This window comes from Burkholderia sp. MR1-5-21 (assembly GCF_053427715.1).
Window position 1 is genome coordinate 115,654 of record NZ_JBSAXD010000017.1, and the last position, 11,663, is coordinate 127,316.

Genomic DNA, 11,663 nt, shown 5'->3' on the forward strand with positions numbered 1-11,663 from the left:
GGGGAGCACGGCGGCCCTCGCTTCATTCAGTCTGCGGCGCCGCCGGATAGACCATCGAGCGCCCTGACCGCGTCATCCGGCAGCACGAGCGCGCCGGCGGCGAGGTTCTCGCGCAGATGGGTGACGGACGACGTGCCGGGAATCAGCAGCAGGTTCGGCGCGCGGGCGAGCAGCCAGGCGAGCGCGACCTGCATCGGCGTCGCGCCGACGCGCGCGGCGACCTCGGACAGCGTTGCGGACTGCAGCGGCGTGAAGCCGCCCAGCGGAAAGTACGGGACGTAGGCGATACCGTCGCGGGCGAGAGCGTCGATGAGCGCATCGTCGGTCCGGTGGACGACGTTGTAGTGGTTCTGCACGCAGACGATCTCGCAGATCCGGCGTCCTTCCGCGATCTGCGCGGGCGTGACGTTGCTCAACCCGACATGACGCACGAGGCCTTGCTGCTGAAGCCGGGCGAGCACCGCAAGCGGCGCCTCGATCGAGCCCTCGGCGGGCTGGATCGTGTCGAACATGATCCGGAGATTGACGACGTCCAGCGCGTCGAGCCCGAGGTTGCGCAGGTTGTCGTGCACCGCGCGCGTCAGCGCGTCGGGCGAGAAAGCCGGCAGCCATGATCCGTCCTCGCCGCGCCGCGCGCCGATCTTCGTGACGATGACGAGATCGTCGGCGTACGGATGAAGTGCCTCGCGGATCAGCTGGTTGGTGACGTGCGGGCCGTAGAAATCGCTGGTGTCGATGTGATTGACGCCGGACGCAACGGCCTCACGCAATACCGCGAGCGCTGCGCCGCGATCCTTGGGCGGGCCGAATACGCCGGGCCCCGCGAGCTGCATGGCGCCGTAGCCGAGCCGCTTCACGGTGCGCGCGCCGAGCTTGAATGTGCCGGACTGCTCGATGCCGGTTTCGATGCTGGACATGATCGATCTCCTCACGATGGATGGCCCCAGCTTAAGTGTTGGATCCTCGTGCGATAAGGGCACATAATTCGCACGGGTTGTGCGAAAAGGCGAACGATGCAAGTCGATCTGGCGGATCTGCACGCATTCCTGACCGTCGCGCGTGCAAAGGGCTTTCGCGACGGCGCGCGCATCGCGGGCGTCAGCGCGTCCGGGCTCAGCGAGGCCGTGCGCCGACTGGAGGCCCGGCTGGGCGTCCGGCTGCTTCATCGCACGACGCGCAGCGTCGTGCCTACCGAAGCAGGCGTTCGCCTGCTCGCGCGCCTCGGCCCAGCATTGAGCGAAGTGGAGGCCGCGCTCGATCTGGTCAACGACTTCCGCGACCGGCCGGCGGGGACGCTCAGGCTCAATGTGCCGGTCAGCGCGGCGCGGCTCGTCTTGCCTGCCATCGTGCCGCCGTTTCTCGCTGCGTATCCGGAGATCCGGCTCGAAGTGATCGCGGAGGAGAGCTTCGTCGACGTGCTCGCCGCCGGATGCGACGCGGGCATTCGCTATGAAGAACGGCTGGAGCAGGACATGATCGCGGTGCCGATCGGCCCGCGTGTGCAGCGGTTCGCGACCGCAGCGGCGCCTGCGTACCTCGATCGCCACGGGCGGCCCGCGCATCCGCGTGAATTGCTCGACCACGCATGCATGCTCGGCCGCTTCAGCAGCGGCGCGATGCCGCCGTGGGAATTCGAGCGCGACGGCGAGGTCGTGCGCGTCGATCCCGCCGGGCCGCTGCTGGTGCAGGTCGGCGGCGCCACCGATCTCATCGTCGATGCCGCGATCGCCGGGTCCGGCATCGTGCATCTGTTCGAAGACTGGTTGCGTCCGCATCTCGAGCGCGGCGCGCTCGAGCCGATCCTCGAGCCATGGTGGCGGCCCTTTTCGGGGCCGTTCCTCTACTACTCCGGGCGGCGTCTCGTGCCGCCGGCTTTGCGGGCGTTCATCGAGTTCATCCGGACGGCGTGATCTTCCGGAGAAGCGGGATCAGGTGACGAGAAGGCTCGGGTTGCGATGCGCACGGGCACTGGCGGCTCGCTTGATATGTGGTCCGCCACCGCTATCAACACGTCATCATCGCGCCTCGCGTGACACCGCGAGTCGGAGGATCGTCTCTCGCGCGCACATTGCACTGTCATCAAAGATTCGCTCAAGACCTTTCGCCGCGCGCCGATAAAACAGATGAATCGAACCGATTCCATCGCGATCCGGTCGCTGAGCGCCGGGGCGTTCTGCTGACCGCACCGCGACATCAACGGATCGATCCAGCACGCGCAATTGACGGACAGGCATCCGAGGGCAACGTGGCAGAGTGCAGCAACTGCGGCAAGACATTCTTCATCGGCGGTCGCTCGCTCGACGGCAACCGCTACTGCAGCGCGACCTGCGCGCAATGGCATCCGGTGCTGGTCGTCGCCGAGCGGCTGCCTGCGACCCGGGTTCATCTTTACGTCGACGACTGCCGATACGGGCCGTGCCCGATCTGCAAGCGCGACGACGCGCCTGTCGATGTGCATGCGGTTCATCGCGTGGTGTCGACGATCTTCGTGACCCGGTGGACCACGCGTCGCCACGTCTGTTGCCAGCGATGTGGCCGGAAGAAGCAGGCGATCGCAGTGCTCACGTCCGCCGTGTGCGGATGGTGGGGGCTGCCATGGGGTGTCATCGTTACCCCGATCCAGATCGCGCGCAATGTTGCCGGGTTCGTGAGACTTGCGCCGGAGACTGCCACGGAACATCTCGATCAGGCGATGCGCCGCAAGCTGGCCGCACGTCAACTGCGACGTGCGCGGGACGTCGCCGAGGTCTGATCGAGCGCGGTGTCGCGCGATGTAGCAACGTGGGTCGAATCGCGCGGATTCTCCAGACCTGTCCGGGTGATGAACGAATACGACATGCCGGACGACGTCACACGTCGCTCGCCGGATACCGTCGGCGCACGCGGCGCCGCAGCAATTGCCGCACCCCGGCAACCCTCAGGAACCGCCCGCCGATCGCCTACACTTCATCGGAATATCGAGGTCCGACCCAACACCACCCTCCGCGAGGCCTGTCATGACCGAAAGCCAGCCAGCATGCATGGAATTGCCCGGCCAAGTCGTTCTCGTCTTCCAGGGCGGCGGCGCGTTGGGTGCCTACCAGCTCGGCGTCTACCAGGCGATGGACGAATCCGGCATCCAGCCCGACTGGGTGATCGGCACGTCGATCGGCGCGATCAACGCGGCGCTGATTGCCGGAAACCCGCCGGAACACCGCACCCATCGGCTGACCGAGTTCTGGAATCGCGTGACCGAGCATACGCGCGTACACGCACCCGCAATCCTGCCGGGCTGGGACAAAACCTTTGCAGAGCTGATGATCATCGGCGGCGGCATTGCCGGTTTCTTCCGGCCCAATCCGGCATCGTGGCTCGGGCCGCTGGCCCGATTGGGCGTCGATCGCGCGTCGTATTACATGATCGCGCCGCTGCGCGACACGCTCGCCTCGCTCGTCGACTTCGACCTGCTGAATGCGGGCCGGCCGCGCGTGACCGTCGGCGCGGTGAACGCGTGCACGGGCGCGATGCGCTATTTCGATTCGCGCGACCAGCGCCTCACCGTCGAGCACATCATGAGTTCGGGCGCGCTGCCGCCCGCGTTCCCTGCGGTGAGGATCGACGGCGAGCCCTATTGGGACGGCGGCGTCTATTCGAATACCCCGGTCGAGGTGGTGCTGGACGACAAGCCACGCAGGAGCGCGGTCATCTTCTCCGTGCAGATGTGGAATCCGGTCGGCCCCGAGCCGGAAAGCATCTGGCAGGTGTCGGAACGGCAGAAGGACATCCAGTACGCGAGCCGCACCGACAGCCATATCGCGCGTCAGCAGCAGATCCACCGCTTGCGCCACGTGATCCGCGAACTGGTCAGGCACGTGCCGGAAGCCGAGCGCGCGACGTCCGAAGTCCGGGAACTGGCCGCGTGGGGCTGCCAGACCACGATGCGCCTGATCAAGCTCGCCGCCCCCCGGCTTGCCGGGGACAACCAGTTGAAGGACATCGATTTCACGCCGGCCGGCATTGCCGCCCGCCGGCAGGCCGGCTATGACGCTGCGATGCGCGCGATCGCGGCGCGTCCGTGGGACCTGCCGATGGATCCGATCGAAGGACTGACCGTCTACAGCGCGGACGAACCCGTATCCGCTGAAAAAACCGCGTGACGCGGATCCGGTGACCGGTCCGGCGGGCGCGGCGGCTTGCCGGCCGCACCGCGCAGCCGCGCTCGGCGGTGCGGAATGCACGAACAAAGCTGGTATGCTGGCTGGCATCACATCCATTCAGGAGGGCGCGATGGTTGCAAAACAAGTCTCGAAGAAAAAGTACCTGAAGATCCTGAACAAGCGCTTGCGCGCCGAACCGGATGCCCCGCAACGCGCATCGTTCGTTTTCTTCCCGCTGGGCGCGAAGGCGAAAGACGCGACCGGTGTCGTTTCCAGCGAGCCGGGCAGCAAGCGCGAACGGGCCGTCATGGCCGCGATCCATCGCAAGGCGGCCGACGAGTTCATCGTGATCGTCAAGGGGACGAAAGTCGGCAACGGCTGACGTCCCGACGTGCGTCGACGGCGTGCTCCTGGATCGCACGGTCTGCACGCCGCGGCACGGCGGACGTGACGCGCCGGCGGTGCCGATCGCCGGTTCCCTCGACGAAACGGCGTGATTGCCGGAAACGCCGGGCGTTCGGCCGCCTGTGTCGTCATCGGACGGGCGACGTCACCCATGCGAACAACCGGTTTGCGTACCGCGTGCCGGCCATCGACAGCACCGCCGCGACGCCGAAATTCCACAGCAGGATCATGGCCGTCGCGTCGAGCGGATGAAACAGCGATAGCGCGACAGCCGTCAGCGCGGACACCGCAAGGCTGCCCGTCGTCACGACGGGTGCCGGCGCAAGCCGGGCCACGTGGCGCAGCATGATCAGCAGCGCGAGCGACATCGGGATGCCGGTCAGCCCGAGTGTCGCGAAGCAGCGCGCCGTTTCGCCTGCCGATATGCCGTCGGGGCCGATGGTCACCCAGTCGGTCAGGCATCCGTAGCCGATCGTCGACACCCACAACGCGAGGGCGGGCAGCGGCAACAGCAGCCAGCGCAGCGAGCGTCCGGGCACGCTGGCGACGAACGACGCGACGGCAGCCAGGATGCCCGTCAACGCGGCCGCCGCCACGCCCATCACGAAAACCGGCTGATGCAGCTTCGTGATCAGGCCGGGCCGCACGCCATGCGCGACGCCGACCAGAACCAGCACCAGCGCCGCAAACAGCAGCCAGCCCGCCGCCCGCACGACCGGCGCGCGCAGCGGGCGCACCGGCCGCGCATCGGCGACGAGCGATTCGATCAGGTCGGAGGTGGGCCTCATTTGCCGTCTCCCTTCACGAGCAGTTTGCGCAGGCTCTTCAGCCCGCGATGCACCGCAACCTTCAGTGCGGCGACAGTCATGCCGCTCGCCACCGCGGCCTCCTTCAATGACATTTCCTCGAGTTTGAGCATCCGGATCGCGTCGCGCTGCCCGGGCGGCAGGCGCTCGATTGTCTCACGCAGCACGCGTGCATCCGTTGCCTCTTCCATCAGATTCGCTGTGGCGCCGACCAAGGTTTCATGTTTGTCGTCGAGCGGGATTTCCCGCGCGTCGAGACGCCCTTCGCGGCGCAGCGCGTCGACGATGCGGCGCGTCGCGACCGTCAGCAGCCACGGACCGAATGGCCGTTCGGGGTCGTACGTGTGGCGCACGGTGTGCACGGTCGCAAGAATGTCCTGTACGACATCTTCGACGGCGTCGGGATGGACGCCCTGACGGTACGCCAGGCCGCGCAGGTACGGCGTGATGCTCTGCAGCAGGCGGCGGTACGCGTCGCGGTCGCCGAGCTGCGCGCAGGCCATCAGCACGGACCAGTCGGGCGAGCCGTCGGGCCGGGTTGCGTCATTCGGGCGGGTGTCCGGCGGTTCCTGGCCTGCCGGCTCAGGCCGGACCAGCCGGATTCGTGTGCCGCGGCGGTTTCTGGGGTCGGTCATGGTCGCAATCAGTGAACGAGGCAAGCGGCGCGCAGGATTTTCAGCGCGCCGCGTAACCTTTGGTCGTGCGTGACCGAACTTTCTGACAAGGTCGCAACTTCGCGATCGCAACCGTCGGAGAAGTCACCATGAGCACATCCGTTTCGACCATTTCGTCGCTGACCGCCGCAGTCGGCTTGGCGCTCGCGATGCAGGCGCTGCCTGCGCACGCACAAGGCATGGGCAATCCGCCTCAGATCGTGAAGGACAACATGGCCAGAATGGCACAGAACCACCTCGAGAAGTGCTATGGCGTCAACGCGGTCGCGAAGAACGACTGCGCCGAAGGCGCGCATTCGTGCGCCGGCCAGGCGACGCAGGCGCGCGACCCGAAGTCGTTCGTGCTGCTGCCGGCAGGTGACTGCAGCAAGATCGCGGGCGGCAAGCTGAAGTCGAGCTGAGCGTCGCTGCAGCCATGAGCGTGACCGTCAACCCGGCGCGCGCGGCGGCCGGCCCGATTCCCGCACGGGTCGGCGTCGGGCTGCGCTTTCGCCATCACCGGGCCGTGCTCGACGAACGCCCGGCGGTGGCGTGGTTCGAGGTGCATACCGAGAACTACATGGGCGGCGGTGCCGCCCCGCGGTATCTGGACGCGATCCGCCGCGACTATCCGGTGTCGCTGCACGGCGTCGGCCTGTCGCTCGGCAGCGCCGGCGGGCTGGATCCCGTGCATCTCGCCCGGGTGTGCGAAGTGGCGGTGCGCGTGCAGCCCGGCCTCGTTTCCGAGCATCTGGCGTGGAGCACGGCAGGCGGCGCGTACCTCGCCGATCTGCTGCCGCTGCCGATGACCGAAGAGGCGCTCGCCGTCGTATGCCGGCACGTCGATCAGGTGCAGACGGCGCTCGCCCGGCCGATTCTCGTCGAAAACCCGTCCACCTATCTTCGCTTCGCGCATTCGACGATTCCGGAATGGGAGTTCCTCGCCCAGGTCGCGCAGCGTACGGGGTGCGGGATTCTGTGCGACGTGAACAACATCTACGTCAGCGCATGCAATCACGGCTGGAATCCGCAGACGTATCTCGACGCGCTGCCGCCGGCGGCCATCGGCGAAATCCATCTTGCCGGCCATAGCGTGCGACAGCTCGAGAACGGGCGCGCGTTGCGCATCGACGATCACGGCTCGCGTGTCGCGCCGCCGGTCTGGGCGCTTTACGAAGCGGCGTTGCACCGCTTCGGGCCGGTGCCGACGTTGATCGAATGGGACACCGACGTACCGCCGCTCGACATCCTGATGGAGGAGGCGGCAACCGCGGAAACGATACTGGAGGCGATTCGGAATGACACCGCGCACCCCCTCGCTGACTGATCTGCAGCAGGCGATGAGCCGGAGCCTGCTGAGCGATGCGGACGACGACGCGGCGGCCGTGGTGGTCGCGGACGGGCTCGATCCGCGCTCACGCCTGAACATCTACCGCAACACGTCGGCAGGCGTGCTCGTCAATGCGCTGCGGCTGGCGTTTCCTGCCGTGCGGCGTCTCGTTGGCGCCGAATTCTTCGACGGCGCCGCGAGTCTGTTCTGCACCGCCGTCCTGCCGCGCAGTGCGTGGCTCGATGAATACGGCGAGTCGTTTCCTGCTTTCCTCGCGGCGCTGCCGCAAGCCGCGTCGGTGCCGTACCTGGCCGACGTCGCGCGACTCGAATGGCAGGTGAATGCCGTGCTGCACGCACCGGACATGGCGCCGCTCGATCCCGCGCGCCTCGCGCAACTGGACGAAGATGCGCTGCGCGCGCTGCGGCTGCAGCCTCATCCGGCGACGCGGCTGGTTCGTTGCGAATATCCCGCCGACGTCGTCTGGCGCGCCGTGCTCGAACAGGACGACCGTGCACTGCGGACGATCGATCTTGCGGACGGCCCTGTGCATCTGCTCGTGCAACGCGTGGCGGAAGGGATCGATACGCTCCGCTTGAGCGTGGGCGAGTGGCGCATCTGGACGGCGCTTTTCGCAGGCGAGGGGGTCGGCGCGGCGCTGGCCCGCGCGCCCGAGACAGACGGGCATGCGCTCGTCGGCATCTGTCTCGCGCGCGGATGCTTCATCCAGGCACTGCAGCCGCCGAGTCGCTGCGGGTTCGACGGAGGATCGCCATCATGACTCGCTTGTCTCACGCCGCGGACCCGCAAGCAGCGGGCGGCAACCCGTATCGGCGCGCAGTGCAGTTGCTGGAGCGCGTGCCGTACTGGCTGCTCGCCATCCCGCTGCGCGTCGCGGTCGCAACCGTGTTCTGGAATTCGGCGATGACCAAGCTCGCCGACTGGAATGCCGCGCTTCAGCTGTTTCGCGAAGAGTACCGGGTGCCGTTGCTGCCGCCGGACGTGGCTGCGCAAATCGCGGTGTCGATCGAGCTGAGCATGCCGGTGCTGCTGGTGCTTGGCCTCGGCGTCCGGCCCGCGGCACTGGTGTTGCTCGGCATGACGTCGGTGATCGAGATCTTCGTCTATCCGCAGGCGTGGCCGACGCACATCCAGTGGGCCGCGATGCTGCTCGTGCTGTTGTGCCGCGGCGCGGGATCGCTGTCGCTCGATCATCTGATCAGCCGCGGTTGGCGGAAGGCGGCTGCGCCGGGCCAGGACGCATAGCGGCCAACCGCGACCGCGCTACTTCACGATCGACCTCAGGCTATCGACGATCTCCGGATTGGCGAGCGTCGATACGTCGCCGGGATCCTGATGATTCGACAGCGCCGCGAGCACGCGCCGCATGATCTTGCCCGAGCGCGTCTTCGGCATGTCGGGAACGATCAGCACCCGGTGCGGTTTCGCGATCGATCCGATCCGTCCGACCACCGATTCAGACACCTGCTTCGCGACCGCCTTCGACGCTTCCACGCCCGGCTTCAACGACACGTACAGCTCGGGCACCTTGCCCTTGATCTCGTCGGCAACCGGCACGACCGCCGCTTCGACGACATCGGGCACCAGCAGCGCCGCCGACTCGATTTCCTTCGTGCCGAGCCGGTGGCCCGCGACGTTGATCACGTCGTCGATGCGGCCGAGGATCCGGAAGTAGCCGTCCGCCGCGTCGACGGCGCCGTCGCCCGCCATGTACGGCCAGTCGCGCCAGTCCTTGCTCTTCGGATCCCGGCAGTAGCGGCTGTAGTACGTCTTCACGTAGCGGTCGGGGGCCTTCCAGATCGTCTGGAACGCACCGGGCCACGGGTTGCGGATGCAGATGTTGCCGGCCTTGCCGGACCCTTGTGCGAGCTCGTTGCCGTCGTCGTCGTAGATCACCGGGTGGATGCCGGGAATCGCCGGGCCGGCGCTCCCGGGTTTCATCTTGTGCAGCGCGGGTACCGTGCTGCACAGGAAGCCGCCCGTTTCCGTCTGCCACCACGTGTCGACGATCACGGCCTCGCCCTTGCCGACGGTCCGGTAATACCACTTCCAGACTTCCGGCTCGATCGGCTCGCCGACGGTCGTCATGTGCTTGAAGCGATAGTGATACTTCGCGGGCTCGTCCGGCCCGGCGCGCCGCAGCGCGCGGATCGCGGTCGGCGACGTGTGGAAGATGTTGACCCCGAGGGTCTCGGCAATGCGCCACGGGCGTCCGGGATCGGGGTAGACCGGCACGCCTTCGTACACGACCGTCGACGCCGCGAGGGCGAGCGGGCCGTAGACGATATAGGAGTGGCCGGTGATCCAGCCGATGTCAGCCATGCACCAGTACACGTCCTCGGGATGGATGTCCTGGATGTTCTTCGACGTCCACGCGACGTACGACAGGTAGCCGCCGGTCGAGTGCTGGCAGCCCTTCGGGCGCCCGGTCGTGCCGCTCGAATACATCAGGAACAGCGGCGCATCGGCCGCCATCGGCACGGGTTCGACGCGCTGGCCGCGATGGGCGCCGAGCGCTTCGTTGACGATCACGTCGCGCCCCGTGACGAGCGGAGTCGGGCTCGAATACCGGTCGGGGTAGCGCTGCCAGATCAGCACCTTCTCGACCGTGTGTCCGTTGGTGGCCGCTTCGGCAACGGCGATGTCGGCCTTTTCCTTGTGGTCGAGCAGCTTGCCGCCGCGGTAATACGCATCCATCGTGATCAGCAGGCGGCTTTCCGAATCCAGGATCCGATCGGCGCAGGCCGCGCCGCTGAAGCCACTGAACACCTGCGAGTGGATCACGCCGAGCCGCGCGCATGCAAGCATCGTGATCGGCAGCTCGGCCACCATCGGCATGTGCAGCGTCACGCGATCGCCGGCCTTCAGGCCGAAGCCGTCGCGCAGCAGCGCGGCGAACTCGTTGACGCGGACGAACAGCTCCTGGTACGTGATGTGCTGCGTCGCCTCGGATTCGAGCTCGGGCACGAAGTGGATCGCGGTCTTGTTGCGGTACTTCGGCAGATGGCGATCCACGCAGTTGTAGCACGCGTTCAGCGTGCCGCCGACGAACCAGCGCCAGAACGGCGGATGGCTCGCGTCGAACGTCTTCTCCCAATACTTGTACCAGTCGAGCAGGTCCGCGAATTCCTTGAAGCACTCGGGGAACTTGTCGAGTGAAAAGCGCGCGAACACGTCGGGGTCGGTCAGGTTGGCCTGGCCGATGAACGACGCGGGCGGCAGGAAGTAATCTTCCTCGGGCCAGTGGACGGCGATTTGCGCCTCGGAAACATCGACCGCGTGACGCTCGTCGGAGGGGCGGTGCGATGACTTGTCTCGTGACATGACGACATCTCCTTGCTCCCGGGTGCCCGGAGCACGAAGCGTGCGCGCCAGCCGTGGCGGCGCGTGTGTGGTCCGTCTTTCACGGGTCGAGGCACCAGGTGCGACTGTGTGAGTGAGCTACATGACGAATCAAAGGGCAGGGCCCATGCAATGCCGGGCGGCGTAGCCGGCGCGCGCGAACGTGCGCCGGCTACGCCGCATCGAGCGGTCAGGCTGCACGCGGATGGCCTTGTGTCCAGTCGTGGGTCGGAAGCACGGTATGGCCGAATGCTTCATTGATCACCATCGCCGCCGACGCATAGAACGCCAGCACCGCGGTCACCAGCCCCGCATAGCCGCCGATCTGCGTGGCCAGGCTCGACCCTGTCCATGCACCGATCGCCAGCAGCAGGAACGTGATCCACAACGAAAGGAACACCAGCTGGATGGATGTGCTCGTGTGCAGCGAGCCGATCCACATGTAGAACGTGAAGACGCCCCACACCATCAGGTACCAGCCGACGAAGGACTCCGGCACCTTGGCACCCAGGAACGCGACGAACAGTGCAAACGACCACCAGAACGCGCCGTAACTGAGGAACGCGACCGTGCCTAGCGTATTGCCGCGCGGGTATTCGAGTATGCCCGCGATCATCTGCGCGGTGCCGCCGAATGCGAACGCCAGCGCCAGCACGAGCCCGAGGGCATCCGCGCTGTACCAGCCGGCGTTCACCATGCTGAGCATCCACGTCGTGAATGCGAACCCGGCCAGTCCTAGCGGCGCCGGGTTGGAAAGCTTACTGTTCATAAACCGCCTCCGTGGTGGTTTGGCCTCGAGACATATCCGGAGACGATTCGAATCCCTGGGTCGCCGCCGAACGCGACCGTGCGGAGCTTGCTGTCGATGGCTGCTGGATCAGAAATTGGGCTCGACCCTCTTGATCGCGCGGCCACCTGCCAGCCTGCGCGGTTCAACTTAAGTGTAGGCTGAATTGCGCGAAGCGAAGAG

Annotated in this window: 13 protein-coding genes; 8 read left to right on the top strand and 5 right to left on the bottom strand. The window is 66.8% G+C overall.

From position 1 onward, the window contains the following. Nucleotides 1-26 precede the first annotated feature (26 nt). The gene (locus ACV229_RS22965; RefSeq protein WP_448085399.1) at nucleotides 27-917 is read right to left on the bottom strand and encodes an aldo/keto reductase family oxidoreductase; all 891 of its coding nucleotides are present in this window, start codon (nucleotides 915-917) and stop codon (nucleotides 27-29) included. Nucleotides 918-1,013: 96 nt separating this feature from the next. Between ACV229_RS22965 and ACV229_RS22970 the strand changes: the two genes are divergently transcribed. The 4 genes from ACV229_RS22970 to ACV229_RS22985 all read left to right on the top strand — a co-directional run bounded on the left by ACV229_RS22970 (nucleotide 1,014) and on the right by ACV229_RS22985 (nucleotide 4,518). After that, nucleotides 1,014-1,910, top strand: a complete 897-nt coding sequence (locus ACV229_RS22970) for a LysR family transcriptional regulator (RefSeq protein WP_448085400.1) — start codon at nucleotides 1,014-1,016, stop codon at nucleotides 1,908-1,910. 335 nt (nucleotides 1,911-2,245) lie between these two features. Beyond that, on the top strand, nucleotides 2,246-2,752 hold the full coding sequence (locus tag ACV229_RS22975) for a hypothetical protein (protein WP_448085401.1): 507 nt from the start codon (nucleotides 2,246-2,248) through the stop codon (nucleotides 2,750-2,752). Nucleotides 2,753-2,996: 244 nt separating this feature from the next. Further along, nucleotides 2,997-4,136, top strand: a complete 1,140-nt coding sequence (locus ACV229_RS22980; RefSeq protein WP_448085402.1) for a patatin-like phospholipase family protein — start codon at nucleotides 2,997-2,999, stop codon at nucleotides 4,134-4,136. A gap of 130 nt (nucleotides 4,137-4,266) precedes the next feature. Further along, entirely contained in the window at nucleotides 4,267-4,518 is a 252-nt protein-coding gene (locus tag ACV229_RS22985; RefSeq protein ID WP_448085458.1) for a hypothetical protein, read from the top strand. A gap of 151 nt (nucleotides 4,519-4,669) precedes the next feature. On the opposite strand, the gene ACV229_RS22990 is transcribed toward ACV229_RS22985, so the two are convergent. Next, nucleotides 4,670-5,329, bottom strand: a complete 660-nt coding sequence (locus ACV229_RS22990) for an NrsF family protein (RefSeq protein WP_448085403.1) — start codon at nucleotides 5,327-5,329, stop codon at nucleotides 4,670-4,672. After that, nucleotides 5,326-5,982, bottom strand: a complete 657-nt coding sequence (locus ACV229_RS22995) for a sigma-70 family RNA polymerase sigma factor (protein ID WP_448085404.1) — start codon at nucleotides 5,980-5,982, stop codon at nucleotides 5,326-5,328. Before ACV229_RS22995 ends, ACV229_RS22990 begins: the two co-directional genes overlap by 4 nt. Before the next feature lie 128 nt (nucleotides 5,983-6,110). On the opposite strand from ACV229_RS22995, the gene ACV229_RS23000 reads away from it, so the two are divergent. Genes ACV229_RS23000 through ACV229_RS23015 form a run of 4 tightly spaced genes read left to right on the top strand, consistent with a single transcriptional unit; the run spans nucleotide 6,111 to nucleotide 8,596 of the window. Beyond that, complete coding sequence (locus tag ACV229_RS23000) at nucleotides 6,111-6,422, top strand: BufA1 family periplasmic bufferin-type metallophore (protein ID WP_448085405.1); 312 nt, start codon at nucleotides 6,111-6,113, stop codon at nucleotides 6,420-6,422. Between the two features lie 14 nt (nucleotides 6,423-6,436). Continuing rightward, complete coding sequence (gene bufB / locus ACV229_RS23005; RefSeq protein WP_448085406.1) at nucleotides 6,437-7,327, top strand: MNIO family bufferin maturase; 891 nt, start codon at nucleotides 6,437-6,439, stop codon at nucleotides 7,325-7,327. Continuing rightward, on the top strand, nucleotides 7,299-8,111 hold the full coding sequence (locus tag ACV229_RS23010; protein WP_448085407.1) for an HvfC/BufC family peptide modification chaperone: 813 nt from the start codon (nucleotides 7,299-7,301) through the stop codon (nucleotides 8,109-8,111). The genes bufB and ACV229_RS23010 overlap by 29 nt, the downstream gene beginning before the upstream one ends. Further along, the gene (locus ACV229_RS23015; protein WP_448085408.1) at nucleotides 8,108-8,596 is read left to right on the top strand and encodes a DoxX family protein; all 489 of its coding nucleotides are present in this window, start codon (nucleotides 8,108-8,110) and stop codon (nucleotides 8,594-8,596) included. Before ACV229_RS23010 ends, ACV229_RS23015 begins: the two co-directional genes overlap by 4 nt. Nucleotides 8,597-8,614: 18 nt before the next feature. On the opposite strand, the gene acs is transcribed toward ACV229_RS23015, so the two are convergent. Both acs and ACV229_RS23025 read right to left on the bottom strand, forming a co-directional pair. Further along, nucleotides 8,615-10,675, bottom strand: coding sequence for an acetate--CoA ligase (acs, locus tag ACV229_RS23020; RefSeq protein WP_448085409.1), 2,061 nt, complete (start codon nucleotides 10,673-10,675; stop codon nucleotides 8,615-8,617). A 208-nt stretch (nucleotides 10,676-10,883) separates the two neighbouring features. Further along, nucleotides 10,884-11,498, bottom strand: a complete 615-nt coding sequence (locus ACV229_RS23025) for an acetate uptake transporter (RefSeq protein ID WP_448085459.1) — start codon at nucleotides 11,496-11,498, stop codon at nucleotides 10,884-10,886. Nucleotides 11,499-11,663: the final 165 nt, after the last annotated feature.